27 protein-coding genes, 1 tRNA gene and 2 pseudogenes are annotated in these 25951 nt (G+C 60.7%); 21 read left to right on the top strand and 9 right to left on the bottom strand.

The genetic code is table 11. From position 1 onward, the window contains the following. Nucleotides 1-63 precede the first annotated feature (63 nt). Nucleotides 64-906, top strand: coding sequence for a peptidoglycan DD-metalloendopeptidase family protein (locus JYJ39_RS11450; protein WP_205204437.1), 843 nt, complete (start codon nucleotides 64-66; stop codon nucleotides 904-906). Then, nucleotides 903-1835, top strand: coding sequence for an RNA polymerase sigma factor RpoS (rpoS, locus tag JYJ39_RS11445; protein ID WP_205204436.1), 933 nt, complete (start codon nucleotides 903-905; stop codon nucleotides 1833-1835). Before JYJ39_RS11450 ends, rpoS begins: the two co-directional genes overlap by 4 nt. 50 nt (nucleotides 1836-1885) lie before the next feature. Here rpoS and mltB read toward each other — a convergent pair whose 3' ends face one another. Genes mltB through JYJ39_RS11425 form a run of 4 tightly spaced genes read right to left on the bottom strand, consistent with a single transcriptional unit; the run spans nucleotide 1886 to nucleotide 6788 of the window. Then, entirely contained in the window at nucleotides 1886-2899 is a 1014-nt protein-coding gene (gene mltB / locus JYJ39_RS11440; protein ID WP_205204435.1) for a lytic murein transglycosylase B, read from the bottom strand. Beyond that, the gene (locus tag JYJ39_RS11435) at nucleotides 2896-4854 is read right to left on the bottom strand and encodes a transglutaminase TgpA family protein (protein ID WP_205204434.1); all 1959 of its coding nucleotides are present in this window, start codon (nucleotides 4852-4854) and stop codon (nucleotides 2896-2898) included. Before JYJ39_RS11435 ends, mltB begins: the two co-directional genes overlap by 4 nt. Further along, nucleotides 4851-5816, bottom strand: coding sequence for a DUF58 domain-containing protein (locus tag JYJ39_RS11430; protein ID WP_240189645.1), 966 nt, complete (start codon nucleotides 5814-5816; stop codon nucleotides 4851-4853). The genes JYJ39_RS11435 and JYJ39_RS11430 overlap by 4 nt, the downstream gene beginning before the upstream one ends. Before the next feature lie 15 nt (nucleotides 5817-5831). Beyond that, nucleotides 5832-6788, bottom strand: a complete 957-nt coding sequence (locus JYJ39_RS11425; RefSeq protein ID WP_205204432.1) for an AAA family ATPase — start codon at nucleotides 6786-6788, stop codon at nucleotides 5832-5834. Nucleotides 6789-6934: 146 nt separating this feature from the next. Between JYJ39_RS11425 and JYJ39_RS11420 the strand changes: the two genes are divergently transcribed. The 9 genes and pseudogenes from JYJ39_RS11420 to JYJ39_RS11380 all read left to right on the top strand — a co-directional run bounded on the left by JYJ39_RS11420 (nucleotide 6935) and on the right by JYJ39_RS11380 (nucleotide 15389). After that, nucleotides 6935-7861 (top strand): histone deacetylase family protein, encoded by a 927-nt coding sequence (locus JYJ39_RS11420; RefSeq protein ID WP_205204431.1) that lies wholly within the window; start codon nucleotides 6935-6937, stop codon nucleotides 7859-7861. 86 nt (nucleotides 7862-7947) lie between these two features. Beyond that, on the top strand, nucleotides 7948-9168 hold the full coding sequence (locus JYJ39_RS11415) for an aspartate kinase (protein WP_205204429.1): 1221 nt from the start codon (nucleotides 7948-7950) through the stop codon (nucleotides 9166-9168). Between the two features lie 71 nt (nucleotides 9169-9239). After that, nucleotides 9240-9332 (top strand) — tRNA-Ser (locus JYJ39_RS11410). 301 nt (nucleotides 9333-9633) lie between these two features. Then, the gene (locus tag JYJ39_RS11405; RefSeq protein ID WP_205204427.1) at nucleotides 9634-9918 is read left to right on the top strand and encodes a hypothetical protein; all 285 of its coding nucleotides are present in this window, start codon (nucleotides 9634-9636) and stop codon (nucleotides 9916-9918) included. A 372-nt stretch (nucleotides 9919-10290) separates the two neighbouring features. Beyond that, nucleotides 10291-11328, top strand: a complete 1038-nt coding sequence (locus tag JYJ39_RS11400; RefSeq protein WP_205204425.1) for a hypothetical protein — start codon at nucleotides 10291-10293, stop codon at nucleotides 11326-11328. Further along, nucleotides 11322-11612: pseudogene (locus JYJ39_RS14240) on the top strand (ribbon-helix-helix domain-containing protein); the annotation flags it as partial. The gene JYJ39_RS11400 and the pseudogene JYJ39_RS14240, both read left to right, overlap by 7 nt. Before the next feature lie 121 nt (nucleotides 11613-11733). Beyond that, nucleotides 11734-12099 carry a type II toxin-antitoxin system RelE/ParE family toxin gene (locus JYJ39_RS11390; protein WP_205204424.1) on the top strand — a complete coding sequence of 122 codons (366 nt, stop codon included), beginning with the start codon at nucleotides 11734-11736 and terminating at the stop codon, nucleotides 12097-12099. Between the two features lie 278 nt (nucleotides 12100-12377). Next, on the top strand, nucleotides 12378-15092 hold the full coding sequence (locus tag JYJ39_RS11385; RefSeq protein WP_205204423.1) for an AAA domain-containing protein: 2715 nt from the start codon (nucleotides 12378-12380) through the stop codon (nucleotides 15090-15092). Nucleotides 15093-15194: 102 nt separating this feature from the next. After that, on the top strand, nucleotides 15195-15389 hold the full coding sequence (locus JYJ39_RS11380) for a hypothetical protein (protein WP_205204422.1): 195 nt from the start codon (nucleotides 15195-15197) through the stop codon (nucleotides 15387-15389). Between the two features lie 290 nt (nucleotides 15390-15679). Here JYJ39_RS11380 and JYJ39_RS11375 read toward each other — a convergent pair whose 3' ends face one another. Next, a complete protein-coding gene (locus JYJ39_RS11375) occupies nucleotides 15680-16435 on the bottom strand; it encodes a hypothetical protein (RefSeq protein ID WP_205204421.1) in 756 nt (251 codons plus the stop codon). A gap of 126 nt (nucleotides 16436-16561) precedes the next feature. On the opposite strand from JYJ39_RS11375, the gene JYJ39_RS11370 reads away from it, so the two are divergent. The 7 genes from JYJ39_RS11370 to JYJ39_RS11345 all read left to right on the top strand — a co-directional run bounded on the left by JYJ39_RS11370 (nucleotide 16562) and on the right by JYJ39_RS11345 (nucleotide 21398). Further along, nucleotides 16562-18115: an AAA family ATPase gene (locus JYJ39_RS11370; RefSeq protein WP_205204420.1), complete on the top strand. Its 1554-nt coding sequence runs from the start codon at nucleotides 16562-16564 to the stop codon at nucleotides 18113-18115. 9 nt (nucleotides 18116-18124) lie between these two features. Beyond that, nucleotides 18125-18571 (top strand): hypothetical protein, encoded by a 447-nt coding sequence (locus JYJ39_RS11365; RefSeq protein WP_205204419.1) that lies wholly within the window; start codon nucleotides 18125-18127, stop codon nucleotides 18569-18571. Next, nucleotides 18568-19245: a hypothetical protein gene (locus JYJ39_RS11360; protein WP_205204417.1), complete on the top strand. Its 678-nt coding sequence runs from the start codon at nucleotides 18568-18570 to the stop codon at nucleotides 19243-19245. Before JYJ39_RS11365 ends, JYJ39_RS11360 begins: the two co-directional genes overlap by 4 nt. Nucleotides 19246-19275: 30 nt before the next feature. Beyond that, nucleotides 19276-19686 (top strand): HAD domain-containing protein, encoded by a 411-nt coding sequence (locus JYJ39_RS11355; RefSeq protein ID WP_240189644.1) that lies wholly within the window; start codon nucleotides 19276-19278, stop codon nucleotides 19684-19686. Then, a complete protein-coding gene (locus tag JYJ39_RS14235) occupies nucleotides 19613-19774 on the top strand; it encodes an HAD domain-containing protein (protein WP_430622477.1) in 162 nt (53 codons plus the stop codon). The genes JYJ39_RS11355 and JYJ39_RS14235 overlap by 74 nt, the downstream gene beginning before the upstream one ends. A 159-nt stretch (nucleotides 19775-19933) precedes the next feature. Next, nucleotides 19934-20545 (top strand): type IV toxin-antitoxin system AbiEi family antitoxin domain-containing protein, encoded by a 612-nt coding sequence (locus JYJ39_RS11350; protein WP_205204415.1) that lies wholly within the window; start codon nucleotides 19934-19936, stop codon nucleotides 20543-20545. Further along, nucleotides 20538-21398, top strand: a complete 861-nt coding sequence (locus tag JYJ39_RS11345; RefSeq protein ID WP_205204414.1) for a nucleotidyl transferase AbiEii/AbiGii toxin family protein — start codon at nucleotides 20538-20540, stop codon at nucleotides 21396-21398. Before JYJ39_RS11350 ends, JYJ39_RS11345 begins: the two co-directional genes overlap by 8 nt. Nucleotides 21399-21466: 68 nt before the next feature. Here JYJ39_RS11345 and JYJ39_RS11340 read toward each other — a convergent pair whose 3' ends face one another. From JYJ39_RS11340 to JYJ39_RS11330, 3 genes are read right to left on the bottom strand one after another with little or no spacing between them, the layout of a single operon-like run. Then, nucleotides 21467-21886, bottom strand: a complete 420-nt coding sequence (locus JYJ39_RS11340; protein ID WP_205204413.1) for a hypothetical protein — start codon at nucleotides 21884-21886, stop codon at nucleotides 21467-21469. Continuing rightward, entirely contained in the window at nucleotides 21883-22530 is a 648-nt protein-coding gene (locus JYJ39_RS11335; RefSeq protein WP_205204412.1) for a hypothetical protein, read from the bottom strand. Before JYJ39_RS11335 ends, JYJ39_RS11340 begins: the two co-directional genes overlap by 4 nt. A 19-nt stretch (nucleotides 22531-22549) precedes the next feature. Continuing rightward, nucleotides 22550-23209: a hypothetical protein gene (locus JYJ39_RS11330; protein WP_205204411.1), complete on the bottom strand. Its 660-nt coding sequence runs from the start codon at nucleotides 23207-23209 to the stop codon at nucleotides 22550-22552. Between the two features lie 139 nt (nucleotides 23210-23348). Between JYJ39_RS11330 and JYJ39_RS11325 the strand changes: the two genes are divergently transcribed. Then, nucleotides 23349-23588: a helix-turn-helix domain-containing protein gene (locus JYJ39_RS11325; RefSeq protein WP_205204410.1), complete on the top strand. Its 240-nt coding sequence runs from the start codon at nucleotides 23349-23351 to the stop codon at nucleotides 23586-23588. A gap of 216 nt (nucleotides 23589-23804) precedes the next feature. Beyond that, nucleotides 23805-24095 (top strand): transposase, encoded by a 291-nt coding sequence (locus tag JYJ39_RS11320; protein ID WP_205204409.1) that lies wholly within the window; start codon nucleotides 23805-23807, stop codon nucleotides 24093-24095. On the opposite strand, the gene JYJ39_RS11315 is transcribed toward JYJ39_RS11320, so the two are convergent. After that, nucleotides 24060-25171, bottom strand: a protein-coding gene (locus tag JYJ39_RS11315) for an IS3 family transposase (RefSeq protein WP_205204408.1) whose coding sequence is annotated in 2 segments (ribosomal slippage) — nucleotides 24060-24925 and nucleotides 24925-25171 — 1113 coding nt in all. Because the reading frame shifts where the segments join, the coding sequence is not laid out codon by codon here. The two genes, JYJ39_RS11320 and JYJ39_RS11315, sit on opposite strands and share 36 nt — an antisense overlap. A 278-nt stretch (nucleotides 25172-25449) precedes the next feature. Between JYJ39_RS11315 and JYJ39_RS11310 the strand changes: the two are divergent. Continuing rightward, a pseudogene (locus JYJ39_RS11310) lies at nucleotides 25450-25917 on the top strand (IS5 family transposase); the annotation flags it as partial. Between the last annotated feature and the right edge of the window lie 34 nt (nucleotides 25918-25951).

The following is a 25951-nucleotide window of genomic DNA, read 5'->3' as shown; positions in this document are numbered from 1 at the left end:
ATTTATTTCCCCCTGTTTCTTCTCTTGTCCGTGACCGCCTGTTCGCAGGCGCCGGCACCCGCTGTGACACGTGAACCCTCATCACCGATGGCGTCGTCTCGGCAGGCGGGGCCAGGGGAATATCAGGTCAAGCCGGGTGATACCCTGTACCGGATTGCCCGTGAGCACGGCATGACGCCGACCGAGTTGGCTGGACTTAACAACATCGATAATCCCGCCATGCTGCAGGTCGGGCAAATCTTGCGCTTGCGCCCGACTGGAACGGGGGCTACCGCAGCGCCGGCAGTGACGGCTGTGCCGGTCGGTGTTGCCGGTGCTGTCGAAACACGCTCGCTCGATGGTGCTCCGGCGCCGGCAGTTGCACCGGCTGGTACCCTCGTGCACGAGCCGCGTGGCGGCAAGGAGCCCTATTCGGAAGAAGCGAATACCCGCCTCAATGCGCCGGCGGTTCCAGCACCGAATGCGTCTCCTGCGGCTGCGCCCGCACCGACAGCGGCGGCCGCCACGGTACCGCCTGCCGCCAGCACCGCCTCTGTTGCCGGCGTGACCTGGGCCTGGCCGACGGGGGCAAAGATCAAGGCGGCTTACAACGGCAGCAGCAACAAGGGCATCGATTTCGAAGGCAAGCAGGGTGATCCTGTGCATGCGGCAGGTGATGGCCGGGTCTTGTTTGCCGGCAACGGGCCGCAGGGCTACGGCAAGCTGGTCATCATCAAGCACAACACCGATCTGCTTTCGGTCTATGCCCACAACAGCAAGCTGCTGGTGAAGGAAGGCCAGGCGGTGAAGCTGGGCCAGAAGATTTCCGAAATGGGCAGTAGCGGTACGGATAGCGTCAAGCTGCATTTTGAAATCCGCCGCCAGGGCTTGCCGGTCGATCCCGGACCTTTCCTGCCCAAGCGATGACAGCCGTCGCCGGGAGCAGCGCGCATGATGACCTGCCACCGGCAGATGATGCCTGGGATGCGGCCCAGTACGCGGCGGGCGGTGGTGCGGGCGAGCTGCTGGGTGATATCACCCAGGCCTATCTGAGTGATATTGGTGGTCATGCGCTGCTGAGTGCGGAAGAAGAACTGGCGACCGCGCGCCGGGCGCAGGCGGGTGATTTTGCCGCCCGGCAAACCATGATCGAGTGCAATCTGCGGCTGGTGGTCTATCTGGCGCGCCGCTACCAGAACCGGGGCATGGCTTTCCTGGATCTGATCGAAGAGGGCAACCTCGGTCTCATGCATGCGCTGGAGAAATTCGATCCGGAGCGCGGCTTTCGCTTTTCCACCTACGCCACCTGGTGGATACGTCAGCATATCGAGCGTAGCCTGATGAATCAGGCTCGCACCATCCGTCTGCCGGTGCATGTGGTGAAGGAAATCAACCTGGTGCTGCGGGCGCTGCGCCATCTGGCGCTCGATGACCCGCATGAGGCGAGTCTGGAAAAAGTGGCGCTGCTGCTGGACCGGCCATTGGCCGATGTGCAGCGCATCCTGGCCCTGAATGAGCACATTGCCTCACTCGATGCGCCGCTCGATATCGATGCTGCGCACAGCATGGTCGAGTTCATTGCCGACGATGCGCCGGCCAGCGATCCTGAAGGCAGCCTTGAACGGCAGCAGATCGAAGCCCTGGTGGCTGACAGTCTGCATGTGCTCAGTGAACGGCAGCGCCATGTCATCGAGCGGCGTTACGGCCTGAATGGCTGCGAGATGAGCACGCTCGAGTCGTTGGCCGAGGAGCTTGGCCTGACGCGCGAGCGCGTGCGTCAGATTCAGCAGGAAGCGCTGCGGCGCCTGCGCGAGCATATGCGCTGCCGGCGGCTCGACGGTGGCGCGCTACTCTGAACGGGAACCCGACAGCCTTGCGGGTGGGTGATTCTGCTGGGTGCTAGCGATCAACGTGCGCTGTACTGGGTGGGGGGCGTTTCCGGTAGGGCTGCGCGGATGGCCTCCGCCAGCTGGAACACCGACATGGCATAGAAACTGGAGCGGTTGTAGCGGGTGATGACGTAAAAGTTTTCCAGCCCCAGCCAGTATTCCGTGCCCTGTTCCGGGGTGACCAGATCGATCAGGGTGACCTGATGTTCCGGTGCAATCTCGGCATGCAGTCCGGCGTTCAGCAAATCGCCGGCGCGTAGCGCCGGGCGGATGCCCGCTGCCAGCCAGGATTCAACCGGCGACTCCGCCTGCACCCGTGCCGGCACGGCAATGGTGCCCCCGGGTTGCCAGCCATGTTGCTCCAGAAAGCGGGCGACGCTGCCGATGGCGTCCGGTACGCTGTTGGCGAGGTCAACCCGCTGGTCGCCATCGAAATCGATGGCGTAACGGCGCAGGCTGCCCGGCATGAATTGCGGGATGCCCAAGGCGCCGGCGAAAGAGCCCTTGATCGTCAGCGGGTCGAAACCGTTTTCGCGGCTCATCAGCAGGAATTGCTCCAGCTCGGTGCGGAAAAAATCCGCCCGGCGTGGGTACTGGAAGGCCAGCGTGGCGAGTGCCTCATACACGCCAAAATTACCGGTGATACGGCCGTAGAAAGTTTCGACACCGATGATGGCAACGATGATTTCTTCCGGTACGCCATACAGTGCGCGGGCACGTGCCAGGGTGGCGGCATGCTCCTGCCAGAAACGCACACCGTTCTGAATGCGCCGGGGTTCGATGAAACGGGCGCGGTAACGCTGCCAGGAACGCTGACCGGGTGTGGCCGGAGGCTCCATCAATTGAATGACGCGCGGGTTGGTCTGCAGGGTGGCCATTTGCGCCAGCAGTTGCTCGGCGGCAAAACCCTGGCGTTGCTCCAGGTCATTGGCGAAGGCAATGGCTTCCGGCAGGCTGGCAATGTTCTGGGCGCTGGCAGGGGCGGCACAGGCGATGCCGATGGCGAACAGGAAATGACGTAAGTGCTTCACGGGGTTCTCCGGCGGCCGAGTGCAGCCACGGCGGCGCGCAAGGTGGCAAGGTGTTCGCGGCCGTCAGGCGCGTAGCGAACGAGGACAAAGGATTCGATGACTGGGGCCAGCCGCTGGGCTGTTTCCGGGTTTTCCCGGGCCAGGCGGGCGGCGAGTGCCAGCGGGCTTTCGGCCGGCGCGCAGTGTACTCCGGTTCGCCGCAGCGCGTGCTGCAAGAGCCGTATTTCCGGCGGGGTGCGGCGCTTCTGGTAGAGCAGCAAAGTCGTCAGCAGTACCAGGCCCAGCGTGCTCAGGCCAGCCAGCAGCCAGGCCAGGGTCTGCCAGCCGCCAGGTAAGCCGAGTCTTTGCAGCAGTGCTTGCTGGCGGAGTTGGTCGTAGCCCAGCACCTGCTGCTGCCAGGCATTATTGAGGGCTTCCCAGCGTTGCAGTAGCGGACGCAGCCAGTCGTTGCTGGCGCGCATGAAGAAGGGGAGCGGCTCTCCAGCAGGCAGGGCGCTGGCCAGGCCGCGCTCGATGCGTTCCGGGGCGACGGCGGCGGTCGGATCGACGCGCACCCAGCCGCGCCCGGCCAGCCAGACTTCAGCCCAGGCATGAGCGTCCGACTGGCGAACGACGAGAAAACCGTCGTGCGGGTTGATTTCACCGCCCTGGTAGCCGGTCACCACCCGCGCCGGGATACCGGCGGCACGCATCAGCACCACGAAGGCGGCGGCGTAGTGTTCGCAAAAGCCACGGCGGGAAACGAACAGGAATTCATCGACGCTGTCGCGTCCCAGCAAGGGCGGTTGCAAGGTGTAATAGAACGCTTCGGTACGGAAATGGGTCAGCGCGGCGGCGACGATCTGTTCCGGCGTGCGCGTATTTCGCCACGTCTCCGCCAGGGCCACGGTGCGTGGATTGAAGCCGGCCGGCAAAGCTAGATTGAGGGCGCGGCTGGTGGCTGTTTCTTCTTCATTGAAGCGGTAATCGAGCGCAGCGCTCAGGCGGAAACGCTGGCGACTCTCCAGAGGGCGCGCCAGCAACACCGTCAGCCGGGCATCGGCGCGGGCGTCGGCAGGCAGCTGCCGTGGCGCATCCAGGGCCAGCAGCCAGCGTTGGCCGTGGGCTTCCAGTGTCATTTCATAAGCAATGTCTTCTCCGGCAGCGTCAATGACGGGTTTGCCACCTGTCACCGGGCCGCTTTGCCAGCGCTGTCCATCAAATGCCGTCAGTACCGGGCCGCGCCAGTACAAGCGGTTCTTCGGTGGCACTGGGCCGTCGAAGCGGACGCGGAAGGCGATGGCGTCGTTCTGCACCAACTGCCCGATGCTGCCCGGGGCCATACTCTCGCTCAAGCCGGTTCTGGCGCTGAAGGCGTCTTGCGGCAAGCCCCACAGCGGTCCGGGGATGCGTGGGAAAAAGAGATAGAAAATGAGCATCAGCGGCAGTGCCTGCGCCAGCAGGCGGGCGGACTGGGCCAATACCGGGCGCACTGCGAGTGCGCCGGCATGCAGGCGGAGCAAGGCGGCGCTGACCAGCCACAGGGCAAACAGCATCCACAGCGCGGTGGGAATGTCCTGCGCTTCGAAGTAATGGGTCAGCAACAGGAAATAACCGAGCATGATGACCACGACGGCATCCCGGCGCTGGCGCATTTCAAGCAGTTTCAGGGCCATGAACAGCACCAGAACGGCGACGCCGGGTTCGCGGCCGAAGAAACTGCCGAATTCGATGCGGATGGCTAAAGCGCCGGCAAGCGCCAGAGGCAGTAGCAGCCAGCGCGCCGGCAAGCGCCGGTCGTTCCGCCAGAGGATGAGCGCCCAGACCCAGCAGAGTCCTGCCCAGGCGGTTAGCCAGAAGGGCTGGGTGAATGCGTGTGGCAGCGTGGTCGCCAGCGCCACCGCGAATAGCCAGGGCGGCTCGCTGCGGCTTAGCGCCGGCGGTGGCAAGGCGGAGCGTTTGAACCAGCGCCTCATGCCGGGAATAGGGCCAGGGCTTCCAGGCAGCGCAAGCGGTGTGATTCATCACTGCCGGCCGGCAGTGCACACCCCGGTAGGTGCAGGGCAAAGCGCTGCTGCGCCTGGCTGGCCTGCAGCACCCAACCGCAGAGAATGGACAGGCGTTCCTCCGTCGCCAGTTGCGGGTCGGTCTGCGCCCAGTCGAGCAGGAGTTCGTTCGCGCTGCCACCGGAGAACTCCTTGATCAACAAGGGGCCGGAGCCCGAGTTGCGGGCTTCCGCCTTCCAGTCGACATGGCGCAGGGGGTCACCCGGCTGGCGTTCGCGCAGGCCGGAAAAGTCTTCGTCACCCGCACTGGGAAGAGGGCCTGTTGCGGCATAGCTGGCGCTCACCGCGGGCAGGGGATGGTTGTTGGGGCGGGGATAGACCAGCAGTCGCAGCGCCGGCCAGGGGCGGCTCCAGGCAGTGAATAGACCCAGCGGATAGCGGCTTTCCAGGTGCACGCGTGGCAATTCCAGCCAGCCGCGGCGGGAGGCGGGTAGGGCCACTTGCAGCGTTTGCCGGTGCTGGGCCGCCAGCGCAAATTCGAGCGGCAACTCCGGCGTCGCCCACAGGCGCAAGGCGTAGCGGGGGCGGGACGTGGGATTGTCGATCGCCAGTTCGAACTGGGCCGTGTCGCCGGCAAACACCGGCGTCGCCCGCTGCGGGGCAAGCGTGAGGCCATGCAGGTTGCGAAACGCGTGCACCATGCTGACCAGGCCGAGCGCGGCGAGCAGGAAGACCAACGCATGTCCCAGCGCCAGGTTGTAGTTGATGGCACCGATGAGCAGCGTCAGGAGAACGACGGCAAACAGCAGTCCGCTGCGGTTGGGCAGGATGTAGATGGTGCGCCGGCTGAGCGCGCACGGCGCCAGCTGCGGTTGCGCTGCGGGAAAGAACCGCCGCCAGTACGCCTGTGCGCCGGCGGTGCGGGTGTTCACTTGCCCAGGCTGCATTCAGGGAATGGCGACACTGCTGAGCAGGCTGGCAATTTCGCTGCTGCTGGCGGGCTGACCGTTGCTGGTCGAGAGCAGGCGGTGCTGCGCCACGGCGATGAAGACGGCCTGCACATCGTCCGGCAGCACCATGTTGCGGCCGGACAGCCAGGCCCAGGCCCGGGCTGCGGCCAGCAGTGCCAGTCCGGCGCGCGGTGACAGACCATGTCGCCAGGCGGCGGCTTGCCGGCTGGCGGCAAGGAGTGCCTGCAGGTAATCGATCAGGGGCTCCGAGGCGTGCACCTGACGTACTTCCGCTTGCCAGGCCAGCAACTGCGCTGGCTCAATCAGGGGCGTCAGCGTTTCGCTCCGCTGGCGGCCGCCGTCGCCGGCCAGCAGGGCTCGCTCGGCCTGACGGTCGGGGTAGCCGAGGGTCAGGCGTATGAGGAAGCGGTCCAGCTGCGATTCAGGCAGGGCAAAGGTACCGATCTGGCTGGCCGGATTCTGTGTGGCGATGACGAAAAACGGTTGCGGCAAGGCACGGCTTTCGCCATCCACGCTGACCTGGCCTTCGGCCATGGCTTCCAGCAGGGCGCTCTGGGTTTTTGGCGTGGCGCGGTTGATTTCGTCGGCCAGCAGCACCTGCGTGAAAATCGGGCCGGGCAGGAAGCGGAATTCGCTTGTTCCGGGCTCGTGTCTACGCTCAAAAATACTGACGCCGGTGACATCGGCGGGTAGCAGGTCGGCGGTGAATTGCACGCGGGCAAATTGCAGGCCGAGCAGGCGGGCTAGGGTATGCGCCAGGGTGGTTTTGCCCAGTCCGGGCAGGTCTTCGATCAGCAGATGGCCACCGGCCAGGAGGCAGGCGGCCGCGAGGCGCAGTTCGTGATCCTTGCCCAGGATGACGTGGCTTGCTGCGGCAAGAATGGGGGCAAAGGGCGAGGCGGCGCCAGCAGGGGAGTCTTTTGAAATCAGCATGGGCGGATAGTGCGATGAAATACACATTGTGGCAATGCGATTGCTTGAAGCGTGCGGTGGAATCAGTTGATAATGCAGTGATCAAGGCGCTGTTGGTGGCATCGCAGCGTACCGGAGTTTTGCTTCACGTAAAGAGAGAACGATAAGTGACGACGACTGCCTTCATTACTCACCGGGATTGCATGCTGCATGACATGGGGACGCATCATCCGGAATGCCCGCAACGCCTGACCGCGATCAACGATCACCTGATCGCGCAGGGGATCGATGCCTACTTTGTCAATTACGAAGCACCGCTGGCCACGTTCGAGCAACTGCTGCGGGTGCATCCGGCATCGCACCTGGAACGGATCAAACGCGCCTCGCCGGAACTGGGGATTGTCAATCTTGACCCCGATACCGCGATGAATCCGCACACCTGGCAGGCTGCCCTGCGCGCCGCTGGCGCCGGGTGTCTGGCGGTCGATCTGGTCATGGAAAAGGAAACGGAGAACGCTTTTTGCGCCGTGCGCCCGCCCGGCCACCACTGCGAGAAAGCGACGCCGATGGGGTTCTGCTTTTTCAACAACATTGGCGTTGCCGCCATGCACGCGCTCAAGGCGCATGGTCTGGAGCGCGTTGCCATCATCGATTTCGATGTGCACCACGGTAACGGCACCGAAGATTGTTTTGCCGGCAACGAGCAGGTGCTGATGTGCAGCATTTTCCAGCACCCCTTTTATCCTTATTCCGGCACCGACAAACCGGCCGCCAATATGTGCAACGTCCCGTTGGCGGCAGGTTGCGGTGGCGAAGAATTCCGCGATGCGGTGCTGCAGGTATGGACGCCGCGCCTGAAGGAATTCAAGCCGCAGATGATCCTCATCTCCGCAGGCTTCGATGGCCATTACGAGGACGACATGGGGGGGCTGCGCCTGTTCGAGAAAGACTTTGCCTGGTGCACCGAGCACTTGAAAAAACTGGCTGCCGAAATGTGCGACAAGCGCATCGTCTCCATGCTCGAAGGCGGCTACGTCATGAGCTCGCTGGCGCGTAGCGTGGGCGCACATTTGCGCGTGCTCGCCGACCTGTGAACTGACAGCTTTTAGGGGAAAACGGCCGGGCTGAGGTAGAATCCAGCCCGCTTTTTCATGTTTACAACGTATGAACGGATGAATCCATGGCGTTGATTGTTCAGAAGTATGGCGGCACTTCCGTCGCCAATCCCGAGCGCATCAAGAATGTCGCTCGCCGCATCGCCCGCTTCAAGGAGCAGGGCCACCAACTGATCGTCGTTCTCTCGGCGATGAGTGGTGAAACCAACAAGCTGATTGCCCTGGCCAAGGAAATGCAGCCGACGCCCGATCCGCGCGAGCTCGACGCGGTGGTCAGCACTGGCGAGCAGGTCACCATCGGCCTGCTGGCGATGGGCCTGAAAGCCATCGGTGTTGACGCCAAGAGCTATACCGGTGGCCAGGTGAAGGTACTGACGGACGACACCTTCACCAAAGCGCGCATCCTGTCGATCGACGATGCCAATATCCGCGCCGATCTCGATGCCGGCCGGGTGGTCATCGTTGCTGGTTTCCAGGGCGTGGATGCCGCTGGCAACATCACCACACTCGGTCGCGGCGGCTCCGATACCTCTGCCGTGGCCCTGGCCGCTGCGCTGAAAGCTGACGAGTGCCAGATCTACACGGATGTGGACGGTGTCTACACCACCGATCCGCGCATCGTGCCGGAAGCGAAGAAGCTCGATAGCGTCACTTTCGAGGAAATGCTCGAAATGGCCAGCCTCGGCTCCAAGGTGTTGCAGATCCGTTCGGTCGAATTTGCCGGCAAGTACAAAGTGAAACTGCGTGTGCTCTCCAGCTTCCAGGATGAAGGTGAAGGCACGCTGATTACCGTTGAGGAAGATAAGAACATGGAACAACCGATCATTTCCGGCATTGCCTTCAACCGCGATGAAGCCAAGCTGACCATCCTCGGTGTCCCCGATACCCCGGGCATCGCCTACCAGATTCTGGGTGAAATCGCCGCCGCCAACATTGACGTCGACATGATCATTCAGAACGTCGCCCATGACGGTGGCGCCGACTTCTCCTTCACGGTCAGCCGCGGCGACTTCGCCAAGGCCCAGGGCATCCTGGAAAGCGTGCGTCAGCGCCTGGGCGCTCGCGAAGTGACTGTTGATGACAAGATCTGCAAGGTCTCCGCTGTCGGCGTCGGCATGCGCTCGCATCCGGGTGTGGCGTCGAAGATGTTCAAGGCGCTGGCTGACGAAGGGATCAACATCAAGATGATTTCGACTTCGGAAATCAAGATTTCCGTCGTCATCGACGAGAAGTATCTCGAACTCGCAGTGCGCGTCCTGCACCGCGTGTTCAATCTGGATCAGTAAGCATTTGACCATGAGGCGCGGAACCGCTATCATCCGCGCCTTCTTGCCCCTCCAGGGGTGAGACAAGGTTAGGAGACGTGGCCGAGAGGTCGAAGGCACTCCCCTGCTAAGGGAGCATCCGGGCAAAACCTGGATCGAGGGTTCGAATCCCTCCGTCTCCGCCAAGTGCCGCAAATACAGCCCTTCGGGGCTGTTTTTGTTTGTGAACTCGTACCGGGAGTGACTGGTCTTTACCGATGAAATCACCACGTCACTGTGCCAGAATTGTGCCAAGTGCTGTGCCAGGAACAATTCGGTAAAACGCGGTCAAGGAAAAGCGGCGTAGGTGGCTTGTGTCAGTCTAGGCACGCCGGGTACAGTTTGCCCATGTCCAGTCGCAGCCATTTTTCATCGCCTTTTTCCGTCACGAAACCCGATGCCGGGACTGCCCGTCTGCACGGTCCCCGGCAGTACAGGTCCTTCACTGTGACGACTGAACTGTTGCGTATGGCCTTGTGTGTCTGGGCAGCGGGTTTCGCGTTTGCCCTGGCCGGTTTCGTGCTCGTCGCATCCCTCTTTGTGGTTACCGGGTTTGTCGCTGCCATTTTGCTGCCGATCCTGATGGTGATCCTGCTTGCCTGCCCCGCTTGGCCGAGCGCACAGAATATTTTTCTCATCATCGTTTGTGTCATCCGTACGGCGAAGCCTGGGCTGCTCGTCGGCCCGGTTTATTCCGTCGAGCGTCCCCCTCGCTTTCGTTCCCTGACTTGATTCAGTCGGCTTTTTGCCGCGTTACCGAATTAGTCGTCGCGTCCGCACAAGGCGCGAGCGTAGGGGAACAAGAATGGATACTCTGGAGATGGTGCTCCGGTTGAGTCACGGAGCATATCGGGTGCCGCTGTGCACGAGTGCAAAAATATTGGGGATTGCTCCGCGTACGATCTACAACCGTTTGTCATTGGGGAAGTGGCCGCTTGTGCCTTTGCGCGATAACGGGCGGGTCTTTTTCAGTGCCTATGATCTGGCTGAAATGATCAAGGTGCCGCAGATCCCGGCTCGCCGGGGAGCGCCGAGGAAATCGGAGAGTGTAAAAGCGGCTCAGGCCGGGGTGACGGTTGCGGAATGGCGTCGCGGAGGTGGGAGATGAGCTTACGGAATATCGTGCAACGCTGCCAAATGGTGAGCGCTGCGATCCGACCGCATGCGGGAAATCTTTCTGATATCTCGGAGAATACTCGCGTCGAATATGTTCGGCTTGCCTCGTTGTTGATCACGCGTGCGCGCTACGCTGAGCACGGACTGGCCGAGGTCGTGTCCAATACGACCAGTTCTCGTACTTACTTCAAACGGATCGCGGCATTGCGCTATTTCCTGCATTTGCAGCACCAGCAGTTGGTACGAGATGCCTATGATGGGCAATCTTCAGCGCTGCACTCCCAACTGCAAGAACACCTTGATCAATTGCAAACCTTTGTGGCCTTGCGGCAGGACGGGTTTGGAGGAGCTCGTAGAAAACGGAGTAGTAAACGATTGGCGCTGATCGGACTTCCTGATGATTGGCGTAGTCAATTATGTCGACGCGGTGCCCGTGGTCGCTATGCGAATGCCTTAAGGGTTCTCGCGTTGAGCGGTTGTCGCCCAAGCGAGCTTGCCAATGGCGTCCTCGTCTGGCGGGAGTGGGAGGAGGGGGGTGGGGCTTTGATCCTTCATATCGGAATCAACGGTACCAAGGTAAAAGCTGCTCAGGGTCAGCCCTACCGATGTATCAGTTACCTGGCAGATGATCCGCATCCGCTCGTTGCAGCACTGAACAGGCAACTGAATGCCGAGGAAGAGGCTTACTTGCATATCTCTGTAGCAAGCGCGAGAAATCTCAGCGTGGAAATACGTCGTCTTGCTCGTGGCTTGTGGCCTGGTCACAAGCATGCCATTACGGCGTACTGCTTTCGTCACCAATGGTCTGCCGACATGAAATCTCTCATTGATGGTGATGCTGTCAGCCGAGGCCTGGGCCATGTTTCGGCAAAGACCCGCAGATTATATGGCGTGGCGAGTCAGGTTCGGCAGGACGGCTTGAAACCCATTGGGGTGATTGCGGATCGGCTGGTTCGCTCCGGCTCAGGGCCGGTATTTACGCTAGCCGCAGTGAATGTTGGCGATGATCCTCTGCACCGATGCTGATACTCGAAGCAGGGGGCGCTCGACTGAATCTGGAACAGGGTATTTTTCGTCTTCCATCGCATTATCGGCATGATCTGCCAATGATTGCTATAGCGAATAAGTTTCACCCTTTCGGAGCCAGACCATGCCCACATGCAACGTTGTGCTCAGCGACCACCAACACTGAAGGGCTGGTGCAATCCGGTTGCTATCAGAACGCCAGCGAAGTGCTACGGGAAGGCCTGCGCCTGATTGAGGAACGGGAACGTATCGAGGCGGCCAAGCTCAAGGCGCTTCAACAGGTCGCCCCCAGGGGTGGGAAGACGTTGCGACAGGTCGCTATACCGATGTCGCCGACGATCGCCTCGAAGACTTCGTTGCCCAGCAGGGGCTGCAAGCCGCGCGCCGGACACAGACGGCGAGTTGATGGTCCGCTACTGGCTATCTGCCGCTCCCCAGTCGGACATTCTCGACATTCTTGCCTGGTCGCAGGCGCAATTTGGCGACGCGGCGCGCACACGTTACGAGGCGCTGATCGTTGCCGCATTGCGCGACATCACGGCACAACCGGACCACCCCGGCAGCATCGAGTGCCCGGAATTGGGTGCTGTCTCTCGTTCCTGGCACCTGCGCTTGAGCCGGGAGCGCGCCCACACCAAAACCGGCATGGTTCGGCACGCTCGGCATTTTCTGGTTTATCGCGTGGAGCCTGATCTGTTTGTCATCGGTTGCGCATTACATGAGGTCATGGAGCACACCCGTCATCTCGATCAGGAAAGATCCTGGCGGTAACCGGTGCCTTGATCCTCGCTATGTCCTGATCTTGGCGGTAAGCCATTTTCGTTCCATGAGCTAAGATCGCGGAGTACGTGGCTAAAGAGCTTTAAGTATTGCGTCCCTGGATAGGGATGGTGCAAAGGCTGAAGCACCGACAGATGGCCGAACGCATGGAGGGCGCCTATTGGCCATGCAACGATGATGGCAATATGATTCTTTTTTGGGGAAATAACGGCGTTCGATAGTCGGCGTGAGGGCGAACCGGATATCGTTTGCGCACGAATAAGGGATGTATGGTTTCTATCCATGTGGGTGGTGAGGACAAGACTGCAGAGATCATCAACTGGTCGATCTGGTGTGATAAGCACGAAGGACTGCAACTGAAGTGCTCTTATTCACACAAAGGAAAGGTCACGCACGCGCTCAGCGACTGCCGCATTTTCCCCATCCGCGAAGTGGGCGAGATGTTGCTGGCCAAGTCAGGCAGCGCGATCGTCAAGCCCATCGTAAAGGCGACGATCTACGGTGAGCGGTATGCCGTCGTGTTTTATCCCGGCTCTGATCAGCCCTATGTCCACAAGTTGGACGGTATTCGGCTCGTTGCGCCGACGGCGTTGAAGAAGGCGCCGGTCTTCCAGTATTTCGTTGCCGTGGCCAATGCCCGGCAGGATTGCGCGGGTTCGCAGAGTGACCGTGAGATTGCCGCCAATGTCGTGCGCCAACTGGAAAAGTTACCCGCCAGTGCCGATACCGCCTTGTATGCTTATTGCGTGGGACGGAATAGAAGGCTGGCACCGGGCAAGGGTTTGATCTATCCATTTGGCGTGAACGAAAGCCAGCTTGCGGCGGTCGAACAGGCCTTCAGTGCGCAGATCAGCGTGATCGAAGGTCCGCCGGGGACCGGCAAGACCCAGACCATCCTGAACATCCTCGCCAATATCCTGCTGCGCGGGGAAACGGTGGCGGTGTTGTCCAACAACAATTCGGCGGTGGAGAACGTTTACGAGAAACTGGAGAAATGTGGCCTGGGCCATCTCGTAGCCAAACTCGGCAATCAGGAGAACCGCAAGGACTTCTTCGTCGACCTGCCGCCATGGCCGTCGAGCCAGCCCGAGTCCGCGCCACCACTGGACGACATCCTGGCCATGCTGGCACGCTTGAAGCGGCATCTGCATGATCACAACAGGGTGGCGCAGCTGCAGGCCGACATCGACGAGTTGACCGTCGAGCGGCGCTATCTGCAGCAGTGGCAGGAAGATAATGGCATTAATGACGCCGCCTCGCTGGACAAGTACGGACTGTCTCCGCGCAAGACGGCGGATCTGATGGCCTACCTGGCCCATCTTGGCGAGCGGCGCATCCGGCTCAAGGACCGGATCGAATTGCTGTTCAACTTCAGAATTTTCCGCGTCCGGCCTTTCGCCCAGGGCGATGCGCGCCTGTCCGTCTTCCATGCCTTGCAGATGCACTATTACGACAAGGCGCTGCGGGACAAGGAAGCGGAGCTGCAGGCATGCCGCGAATCGCTGGCACGCGGGAATTTCACGACCTTGCTGGATGAGTTGACGGCGGCGTCGATGCGCTACCTGAAGCAGCACCTGCAGAGCAGGGAGCGGGCATCGGATGCCTTCGATGCCAAGACGTACAAGCACGAGAAGCAGTTCGATGCCTTCGTGCAGCGCTTCCCGATCCTGGGCAGTAGCACGCACTCCATCGTCAATTCGATCGCGTCGGGGGCGATCCTCGATTATGTGATCATCGACGAGGCCTCGCAGCAAGATATCGTGCCAGGCATTCTGGCGCTGGGCTGCGCGAAGAATCTGGTCGTTGTCGGTGACAGCCGTCAATTGGCGCATATTCCCGTGGCGCTGGGCCTGCAGGCTCCCGCCGACGCCTACGATTGCGAGCGATACAGCCTGCTCGATTCGTGCATCGGCGTGTTCAGGGAGGCGCTGCCCAGGACGCTGCTGAAAGAGCATTACCGCTGCCATCCCAGGATCATCCAGTTCTGCAACCAGCAGTTCTACGACAACGCGCTGGTGCCCATGACTGAGGACAAGGGCGAAGCGCCTCTGCGCCTGGTAGTGACCGCCAAGGGTAACCATGCTCGCCAGAACACCAACCTGCGAGAGCTGGACTCTCTGCTCAAGCTGCTCGGCGACGAGGGCGATCCCATCGGGCTGGACGGCGACGACCGTGGCTTCATCGCCCCTTTCCGGGCACAGGTCAACCTCTCTGGCACCTACCTGCCAGCGGATTTCGTCAGGGACACCGTGCACAAGTTCCAGGGCCGGGAATGCGACGAGATCGTCTTCTCCACCGTGCTGGACAAGAAACGCCACAACCAGGAACGCAAGCGGCTGGATTTCGTCGATGACCCGAGCATGGTCAATGTCGCGGTGTCGAGGGCCAAGCACCGCTTCACCCTGGTGACGGGCGACGAGGTGTTCACCGGCAACAACGGCCACATCGCGGCCTTGATGCGCTACATCGAGTATTACGCGAAGGACGAGCAGGTCGTGCGTGCGCCCGTGGTGTCGGCCTTCGATCTGCTGTACCGGGAGTATGACCAGTCCCTGGCGCGCCTGAACGCCCGCTTGCGGCCCGGGGACTCACGCTACAAGTCCGAGCGGATCGCGGCGCAACTGCTGCGCGAGGCGCTGTCCGATCCGTCGTGCCGGTCGTTGATGTGCCACGGCCAGGTCAGGCTGAGTCAGATCGCATCATCGACCAACCCGGCCTTGACGGAGCGCGAGCGGGCTTTCATGGCGCGTGCCAGTTGCGATTTCGTGATCTATTTCAAGGTGGGCAAGACCCCGCTGGGGGTGATCGAGGTCGATGGGGGGACCCACGACAGGCCAGATCAGGCTGCGCGTGACGCCTTGAAAAACAGCATCCTGGCGAAAAACGGCATTTCCATCCTGCGCCTGCGTACCGTCGAGAGCCGCATCGAGGAGAGGATAGCTGGGTTTATCGCCCAGTGGGCGAGTCCTGCGCCCAGCGCGTAAAAGAGACGCCAAGCGACTGTCTTCCGGTTCTGAAATGTTGTCATTGTCGTATCCAGGCTACGACTGGCACCAGAAACGCCACTGACATCGGAGGATTCGGCGGTGCTGGACTGGTACGGCGTGCGCCAGTATGTGTCGCAGCAGCCGGCACTGTACCTGTATGGATGGACGGCTGCGCGCCTGCCGGAATGGTTCACCGAGTGCTTCCCGGTCGGGTACCACCGCAAGCGGCTGTTCGACGAGCAGCCGAATGCCTTGCTGTACGTCGGCCCGTTCGAGAGACGTATAGGGAAATAAGGAGATGAGCCACAATCTTTCCACCTTGCTACCACATAGACGACACCATGTTCGACACGCTGTAGCCACACTACTGCCACCATCGCTGACACACAGTCACCACCAAGCTCACACAATGGTTGCCACATTCTGAACAGGACGCACCCTGTATTTCCCCTGTCCCCAGCCCCATCGAGACATTCTTTGTGCTGGCTCGAAAGAGCACAAAGAATGTGGCCGCTGAGCCGGATTTTGACCAAAATTCGGCTCAGCGGCTTGGGGACAGCCCATTGGTGGATGCGTCCAGCCGCTCAGATTGAATCCTGATTGCGGCCACGCGCCGCTTTGCCGCCTTTGCGGGAATGGTCATCAACTACCCTGGCGATGTCGCCGGGGCTTATGCCGGCCTTGAGCGCAGCGCGCAGGGCTTCTTCGAGTTGTTGCCACTCACGAGGTGGTGCGGTGTCGAAGCCAAGCTGAGAGACATAGTCCTCATTGAGTCGGTGCAGCAGACCATCGAGCAGTTCTTCATCTCCGACATCAATCGCGTATTGCTCGGCCAGGGCCAATAGTTCGTCGCGCGCGGCCTCGGGTGAATTCGTCGGCACCCCGGATAAAGGCATGCTGACGGTCAACAGTCGATCCGTCTCGAAAACCTCGGCGAGATCGGATGCAACGGCAATACCTGGTTCGATCTGCACACGGATCAGCGTTTTCCCGGCCAGAAGAAAACGGGTTTTCGCCAATCCCGGTTCCTGATCCAGGAACAGCCAGCGCTCTTCGCGTCCGAGCAAGGCCGCCAGCACCATCCGGCAATCTTCCAGGCTGCCACCGTCCTGCCATAAGTGCAGCATGTCGCTACGCAGTCGATCCCCCTCGATACCGAGGTAATGCAGCAGCCCGACCAGACGTTTTTCCGAGATCACCTGTTCCTTCCCGCGCAACCAAACCGAGAGATTGGCCGTACGGATGCCAGTGGCCTCGGCGATCCGCCCCAGAGTTTCTCCACGCAAGCGGACCAGCGCGGCGGCCAAGGGGCGCATCTGTTCGGGAGCAAGGGATGGCATGGCAATCCTTCTGTTTAACTGTAAATGACTATAAATAATTTCCTGCCAACAAGCGAGGGGAAAATGGCACGAGGTCTTGCACAAACTGATGTTATAGTTAATTATAGTAAACAAGGAGGCAAGATCATGAGCAAAACCCCTCGTCACCGTCCGCTGCGCCAGCAGGAATTTACCCAGGCCGTGGCTGCGCTTCGGGTACGCCACCCGTGGCTTGCCGGTCATGTGATCGAACCGGCGCCGGGCCATCTGAGCGTCGTTTCCCATTTGTTCGAGCAATTCGAACGCCTCCTGCGCCCCAGTGATTTGAAACGTCTGCGCATGCTCTGTGTGAGCGCCCCCCGCGAGCGCTTGACGGTGCACTACGAGCTTTCACGCTGCAGCGAAAGCCGCCGGAAAGCGCTTTTGGACGTCACCATTGAATCCAGAGAATCCTCACTGCAACTTTGCCCGGTATGTGGTGCGCCGGTGTCCAATCCCTCCGCTTATGCCAAACGTTGCCCGGTACACCAGGGTTTGCAAGGATTGTTTGCCGGAGAAGTGCGACGTAGCCGCCAGATGTTGATCGACCAAGGTGTCCAACAGACGATTCGCGATCTGGGACGGTTTCGCCCGGAGGACCTGCGAGCGATCACCGCTGATGAGGAGGGGGCGTCCCCAGCGGAGGAATCCTCCACCACGGAAACCATGCCAGCTACGGCTATCGCGCAGCCGGAAATCCCGTTTCTCGACCCCGCCGGTCTGAAGGTCTTCCTCGACCGCCATCGCCCCAAAGGTGACGATAAGCTCAAACGTGCGCAAGTCATCGTCGATCGCATCGTTCAGGCTGGCGGCGAGCGACGCAAGCTCGGCCTGCTGCCAGCGGATTGGGGCGCGTTGCTCGATGAGTTCGAGCATGCCTTCCCGAATTTTCGCGAGTTGGCCGAACTGCTGCGCGACCATTTTGCCCTGGCTTCTCTGGGTGATCGTCGTATCAGTTGGCCCGCCGTTCTGCTGGCCGGGCCGGCGGGTATCGGCAAGACGGAGGCAGTACGTTGGCTCTCCGAACGCTTGAGTCTGCCCTGTCGCGTATTCGATATGGCGAGTGCCCAATCCGGCTCACCCTTGGCGGGTTCCGAGGCATTCTGGAGCAATTCGGAACCGGGCCTGCTCTTCGAACTCCTGGCGTATCAGCCGCTCGCCAACCCGATCGCGGTGCTCGACGAACTGGATAAGGTTGAAGATGAGCGGAATCAACACAATCCGCTGGCCGCGCTGTATACGCTGCTGGAAGCACGTAGCGCACAGGCATTTACCGACCTGTCGGTCCGTGATTTCAGCATCGATGCCAGCCATGTGAACTGGGTTGCCACGGCAAATTCACTTGAATCCATTCCCGGCCCGCTCCGCTCGCGGCTGACCGTGTTGCAGATCGCCCCGCCAACACCGGAACAGATCGGCACCATTGCCCAGTCCATCTACACCCGCTTGCGCAACGAAGCCAGTTGGGGACATGCCTTTGCCAAACAACTCGACGGCAATGTAATTGCCTTGTTGCGTCCGCTGCCACCGCGTGCGCTTGGCATGACCATTCGCCGGGCGGTAGGTGCAGCGGCACGTGCGGGCCGGGGGCATGTTCAGCCAGAGGACGTCGCGCTCACGGTCGAAAGCAGCAAGCGGGGAATCGGTTTTGTCACGCTATGAGGAACGGTCATGTACGTGTGGAAATTTGACGAAGACCAGCGCGTTTTCCGTGAAATCCCGGAGGCGGAAATGAACGCCGACCGGGACGGCATCTACGTGACACGCCGTGCCCGCCACGCTGCGGAATGGATCGTATGCGAGGCTGGTATCGAGCGTCCTTTCCCCGAAGGAGGCCTGAACGTGGCCGGGGTAGCGTTTGGGCGGAACGATTTCATCCCGGCGTCTCCACCTCGCTCATCGGATGAAGAACTCGCCGAGCTACGCCATGAAATGCGGCGCTCCGGTCTACGGGCAAAAGAACGGCTACGCCAGCGCACGCGGGAAACCACCGAGGCCGAATTGCCCTTGCCGCTCCCTTTTTACGTCAGCAAGGGCGACGACGATGGGCTTTGCCAATCGCAAAAGCTACCTGGATTGCTCGCACGCATGCGGCGATGGTTTGGAGGATATTCATGATTCCTGTTGCTGATCTGCGCTGCTATAGCGACCGCGCAAACCAGGCGCTGACCACGCTGCGCACAGCGTTGAACAAACCGACACTGGATGTCGCGTGTGCGCTCGGCATCGTGGCTGGCATCATCGCGGATATACAGGCTGGGCGGCATCCGCTCAAGCATCCCGACGATTGGCCGCAGCGTAACCGCTGGCCACAGAGACCTCACTGGGACAAGTGGGCCTCGGCGATCGAGACGCTGGCTGCCGCTTGTGGAGCACGGGCCCAGTGTGACCAAAAGTATGAGTATCTGGACATCAGCCTGAGTGCGTTGAGAGATGACCAGGCCGCACTGCTCGGCATTGCCGACCTGATCGAGTTGACGAGCGACCATGAGGACGTAGGCGATGCCATGTGCCGCTATCTCACCCATGCAGAGATAAAGTCATTGCGTACCGAAATGCGCCGGGATGGCCTATGGGCGAAAATCCAGCTTCGGCGTCGCGATCTTCTACGTGCTGTTCCTGTGCATGAGACGCCTGGCAGCTTGCCGTACATCATGGTGGCAGACATTCCCGAGCCGTTCCGTGGCCAATTCGCCGTGGCACTGCGCGGCAGTGCCTCACCATTGGTATCCGGAGCCGGGCCGTGTGCCTACGCACGACTGGCAGCAATGGGTGGCGGGAACATGGCATGATCGGCCTGGGCCGGATTTCTCCATCCCGACATGATCCTCTTCCTCGATTTCGACGGCGTATTGCACCCGGATGCCGTCTACTTCGTGCGTGGCCGCCCCACGTTGCGAGCCAAGGGCGAGTTGTTCATGTGGGCTGGCGCGCTGGTCGATCTGCTGACCGAGCATCCCGATGTGCGGATCGTGCTGTCGACAAGCTGGGTGCGGGCATTGCGCTTCAATCGTGCCCGCAGCTACTTGCCTGCCGAACTGCGGCGGTGCGTGATCGGTGCAACCTGGCACAGCGCGATGTCCGTTGACGAAGATATGCGGCCACTGGCGCGAAACGTGGTGGGACCGAGCGACGCGTTATCAACAAATCCGGCGCTACGTGGATCGCGCCCGGCTCGATCACTGGATCGCCATCGACGACGATGCGCATGGTTGGGCGGATGCCGACCGTGATCGACTCGTCGAGACCGACCCCGATCTGGGACTGAGCGATCCTGCCACCATCGACAGGCTGAGAGCCGGGCTGGAAGGGTATTCTTAGTGTTTCATCGCGGTATGTATGGCTGCCCCGGAAACTGTCCTGCTTCGATGTCTGGAACCCACAGCTATCAAGACCTCGTGCTCGGCGATCTTTTGCAGCGACGTTCCTTTTATTCTCCATGTAATTGAATTAAACGAAAAATCGGAACATACTGCGGGTATGCACAATGCCACCCACACCCAGCGTACCCTCGACCTGCTCCAGCAACAGGGCATGCTGCGCACCAGCGATCTGGACGCCATCGGTGCCCCCAGGGTGGTGTTGACGCGCCTCTGCGCTACTGGACGTCTTGAGCGCGTTGGGCGTGGCCTTTACCGGCTGCCGGGCAACCCGGCATCCGAACACGAGGCCCTCGCCACCATCGCCGTCAAGGTGCCGCAGGCCGTGTTCTGTCTGCTGACCGCGCTCCAGTTCCACGAACTGACCACGCAACTTCCACGCGAAGTCTGGATCGCCATGCCGCGCGGCAGCCATACTCCCCGCATCGACTATCCGCCGGTGAAGATGGTGCAGATGGCTGACGATACCTATACGGCGGGGATCGAGGAGCACGAGCGCGACGGAATCAAGCTGCATGTCTACAGTGCAGCCAAGACGGTGGCGGACTGCTTCAAGCATCGCAACCGGATCGGCCTGGACGTGGCGCTGGAGGCGCTGAAGGATGCCTGGTCGTCACGCAAGGCATCGGCCGATGAACTGTGGCGTTACGCCAAGGCCTGCCGAGTCGCCAATGTAATGCGCCCTTATCTGGAAACGATCGCACATGAGTAGCAATCTGGCCGCTTCCGTTCGCGCCCGCTTACTGAACGTCGCCAAGGCGCAAGGCGTGGACTTCAACCAGGTGCTGGTGCGTTTCGCGCTGGAGCGCATCCTTTATCGCATGAGCCAGTCTGAACATACGGATCGTTTTCTGCTCAAGGGTGCGCTACTGTTCACCCTCTGGTACGACATGCCGCACCGGGCCACGCGTGATGCCGACCTGCTGGGTTTCGGTGCGAGCGATCTGGCGTCCGTGGCCCGAACCTTCCGCGACATCGCCGGAATCGCTGTGGATGACGGCATCGTGTTCGATCCGGCCTCGGTCGTCGCCGAAGAAATCCGCAAGGATGCCGGATACGCCGGCGCGCGAATCCTGATCAATGCCGAACTGGCCAGGGCGCGGTGCAAGACGCAGATCGACATCGGTTTCGGCGATGCCGTCACGCCCGGACCAGTCGATTCGACGTATCCCGTGCTGCTCGCCGATTTGCCCGCCCCTCGGCTGCGGACCTATCCCGTCTACACCGTCATCGCCGAAAAACTCCATGCCATCGCGTTGCTGGGCATGGCCAACAGTCGAATGAAGGATTACCTCGATCTATCGGTCCTGCTGGAACGGGAAACCCTGGATGCCGCAACACTGGCCCAGGCCATCGCCGCAACATTCCTGCGACGCGGCATGAAACTGCCCGATGTATTGCCGATCGGCCTGAGCGAAGATTTTGCGCACGATGCGTCGCGCCAATCGCTGTGGCAGGCGTTCCATAGAAAAAATGGACTCGACTCCGAAGCGTTGCCTACCGTCGTGGCCAAGTTGCGCGCAACCCTGGCGCCCGCATTGAATCAGGCTGCGTCATCTTCGTAGGCACGGGCGAGAGCACGTCATTCTGAATCGGTCTGGCCGCAGGATTGCCCCCACGGATGCTCCCGCGATCAATCATCCGCCGCAACCGTGCAGGTCAGTTCAACCTGTTGCGGACCATGTGCCTGTCCGACCGATAGTTGGCCCGTCCGTTTACCACGCTCCAGCAAGCGTATCTGCTTACGCACCTGATCGGCACTGCGTTTTTCGATCACCGCCGTGTAACTCGCCCCCAACTCACCATCGGGATCGATGAACAGCCGCACCTGCGCCACTGGCAGGCCAAATACCGTGAAGCTGCGCGCAGGCGTCAGCGTCCAGCTTCCTGGTGCTTCCGGTGTAATTCCGTTCAGCGCTGACGGACGCAATGGCTGACGGCATTCCAGCGCGGCTTGCACGGCCGGTTCGAGGGAGACCCAGCGTTCCAGGCCGGGCGCCTGACCATCCATCAGCACGACCGGCATCGCGGCAGCAAGCAGCAGGGTCTTCATTTCTTCAGGTTCCTGATCCAGAAACGCCGGTCATCGACCGAAAAATCAGGATCGTAGCCGACCAGGGTCAGCAGAGAACCGACGTAATAGAGGCCAAACTGATTCATCAACCATTTTTCCATGGCCGGATCGCTGGGCAACTTGTTGTAGGGCGGGGTCGGCCCGTCGCTGCGAACCTGGCCGGTGGTCTTGCCGGAGATGGAAAAACTCTTCCAGGTCAGCACGAAGTTGTTGGACTGTTTGGGCAGTTCCGGCGCGCAGAGCGACAGGTCGCTGAAACGCTCGGCGCGCCTGGCATCGTGCCACAGCACGGCGTCGAAACGGATGCAATCGGTCGCTTTCAGGCGCAGGCCGCGAGTCAGTGTCATCTGGTCGGCGGGAACCTGCAGATTGGTGATGACCACCTTGGGCCATTCCGGCGCCCGACCATCAGTGGAAAGATTTCGGCGCAGCGCGTTGTGCAATGGCGTACCGGTCAAGCTGTTGCCCACGCCTCCCTGCGTCGGTGCCGTCACGGCCTGATTGATCCCGGTAGAGATGGATTGCCCGAGGTCATTGATCGAATCCAGCGCATCTTGCATGCCAGTCGTTGCGCAGCCCGCCAGGAAAATAGGCAGGAGCAGCGCGGCCCGGTAGTGTTTCATCGTAATTCCTCATCGTCGATCAAGCATTGAAAATCGCATTGAGCCGGGCGCACCAGATTTCGGCAGCGCGGCGACTCATGGGAAAGCTGAGCAACGGCCGCTGCGGATTGGCGACCTGCAATTCCAGCGCGAAATCCTTAGCGCGGACGGTGCGCTCGAAGGTCGGCACGCTCATGCCGGTGGCGTTGACCTGGCGGCTGCCGCCGTTCATTTCCATGCGCTCGACCTCGCGCCAGGTCACCCGCCAAGCCTGCACCCAGGAAAAATCGTGGAGCGTGTATTCGCCGCTGACGACGTCACAGGCGGCAAGCTTGCGCTGTCGGGAATCAAAGGCCAGGAAGGCCGGCGCGGGATAGCCCAGCAGATTGCCGCCATCGAGCACGAGGTTTTCGCTGGCGTTGATTTTTTCGACCAGCGCCTTGCTCCTTGCCTGCAATCGGGCAAGGAAACCGAATGCAAAAGCGAAGACAGCCCCGGAGATGAGCAGATACAACATGGTTTTGCTGCTCAGCAACTGCCACAGGGACGGCTGGGAAACGCCTGCGGGACGACCGATCCCGAACATCGTCAACACCATGAACAACAACAGCCCCACCGTCGCCAACCCGGACAAGCCAGCCACCGGCACAGCCAGGCCAGCGGCAGCCCCCACGCCGGCCGTTTTCCAGACACTCGCCATCAGGCACCTCCTTGATGTCACTCATAGAGGTCATTTTATGATGAAAATATAGAAATGTCACTTATAGAGCGTGCCCTTATCGGGCGTAGCCCTATAGAGGGGGTACTCATAGAGTTGTTCTCCTTTGAGAAAGAGAAACATGCCCCTCGACCCGCGCACACGCTTCGGCCTGAAGCTGATAGAAATCAGGAAGACCAGAGGCTGGTCGCAGGAACGCTTGGCGCTGGAAAGCGGTCTGGCGCGCAGCTATCTCGGCGGCGTCGAGCGCGGACAACGCAACATCGCGCTGCTCAACATCTTCAAGCTGGCGGAAGCGCTGGGCGTGGCGCCTTCCGTTCTACTGGAAACTCCTGTCGCGGAACAGGAACTGGCACCGTAGCGCGTTACGTTATCGTAGCGTTATGTCGTCTCGTCGTTTACGGAAGAGTTGCCAAATCGAAATAGCCGAAGGGTGGAAATAGTTTGGTATAGGAAGGTGGGTACTTTGTGGGTATCCGAACGAAAAGTTGGTTTCGGTCGATGCTGCTAGGGCCTGTTCACAGTATCCGATTTGTGTTTACATCTTGGAATTTGGATGTTGGACATGGATCGGCGAATGTTGAGCGACACGCAATGGTTCCGGATTGCTGAATTATTGCCGGGTAAGCCGACGGACAAAGGCGGACGAGCCGCCGATAACCGAGGTTTTGTCGAAGCCGTTCTGTACCTTGCCCGCACCGGATCTCCCTGGCGAGATTTACCCAAAGAACTGGGTAACTGGCACTCGGTATATGTCCGCTTTGCGCGCTGGGAAGCGTACGGCGTCTGGCATCGCGTGGCTGAGGTGACCTGCCGGATTTCTTCGGACCACTCATTCCTGGAGAACGGCCTCTGGTTTGGTGGTTGATAAACAGGATTGCTTGAACGCTGTCGGCGTCTGATTGCCCAGACTCGAATGCGGGCGCACCTCATTGTAATGCTGGCGCCATTGCTCGATCACGACCTTGGCCTCGACCCGGTGGCGAAACCATTCCATCGACAGGCATTCGTCCCGGAACTTGCCGTTGAAGCTCTCCGTCGTACCGTTCTGCCACGGCTTGCCCGGATCGATCAGGGCCATGTCGAGATTCTGGCTGGCCGCCCAGCGCAGCAAAGCCCGGGAGACGAATTCCGGGCCGTTGTCCGAGCGCAGAATCTTCGGTGCGCCATGAACACTGATTAACTGGGACAGGACCTCAACCACCCGGGCAGAACGGATGGAGCCGGCCACGTCGATGGCCAAGGACTCGCGGGTGAATTCATCGATGACGGTCAGACACTTCAACTGCTGACCGTTGGCACAACTATCGAATACGAAGTCATAGGCCCACACTTCTCTGGCTGCCAGCGGTGCTTGCGGCCGCGGGCGAGACACGGCTATCCGCTTGCGAGGACGTTTGCGGGGTACCTGAAGCTCGGCCTGGCGCCACAGTCGCCAAGCGCGATCCGCACTCATTCGATGTCCCTGCCGTTCCAAAAAGACCTGGATACGCCGATAGCCGTAACGTGGATACTGGGCTGACAGAATCGCCATCGCTGCCAGCGCCGGCGCATCTTTCTCGCGAAGCTTGGATTCGTAGTGCAAAGCCGATCGGGCTACGCTCAGGAGCGCACACGCTCGTCGTTCCGACAGGCCACGCCCCTGAGCGTACTCGACCTGCCGGCGTCGGGCGGGTGCGCCTACCACTTTTTTGCGGCGATCTCCTTCATGACTTCGATCTCAAGATCGCGCTCGGCCAGCAGCTTCTTCAAGCGGGTATTCTCCTGTTCCATCTGGCGCAGGCGCTTCACTTCGTCAGCATCCATGACGCCATAGCGCTTGCGCCAGGTGTAGATCGTCTGCTCGCTGATGCCGTGCTTCTTGGCGACTTCGGCCACCGGCCCTTTGTCGGCTTCGCGCAGGATCGTCACCATCTGCGCTTCGGTAAATCGGCTCTTTCTCATGACTCCCTTTCTGCAAGGAAGCCATCCTCTCAAGTTTCAGCTGGTCCGAAAATCCCCGGGCAGGTCAATCTGGCTGTCTGAAAAGCGTGACGTCTTCATGTAAAACTTCCTCGGGATGCTTGGGAGAAAATTCTACTTTCAACTGCCGCTAATTTACGGGGGGATTACCTGGCCGGGAGAACCCCTGCCCTAGGGAAAGTCTGCATAAGTGACCGTCATGCAGTGTAATTTGAGAGAATAGCGCCATTGTCATGATGGCGATTGAACGGATGAAACCGATGAAGCCATTGAGTCTGGCCGAGACGGGTTTCCTGCCGAAAGCTGGGAAACAAACCCGCAAAGCGGTGTTCCTGGCGGAGATGGAGGCGGTGGTTCCGTGGTTGCGCCTGGAAGCGCTGATCGAACCGTTTTACCCGAAGAAGGGAAACGGCCGGCCGCCGATGCCGCTGGGGACGATGTTGCGGATTCATTTCATGCAGCAATGGTTTGGCTATTCTGACCCGGCCATGGAAGAAGCGTTGCACGACATTCCCCTGCTGCGTCGTTTCGCCGGGTTGGATGCTTTCGAGGATACGCTGCCGGACGAGAGCACCATTCTTCGCTTCCGGCATCTGCTGGAGAAGCACGAGTTGTCCGTGGCGATCTTTGCCGAAGTCAATGCGGTGCTGTCGGAGAAAGGTCTGTCGATGAAGCGAGGCACGGTGGTGGATGCCACGCTGATTGCGGGTAACCGTCCGGCCACCACCGTCTTTTCGCCGAAGTTTCAATAGCTGAAGATTG

This window comes from Azonexus hydrophilus, assembly GCF_905120355.1.
Classification (GTDB): Bacteria; Pseudomonadota; Gammaproteobacteria; order Burkholderiales; family Rhodocyclaceae; genus Azonexus.
The sequence above is the reverse complement of the archived record's forward strand: the minus strand, read 5'-3'. Positions and strand labels throughout refer to the sequence as shown.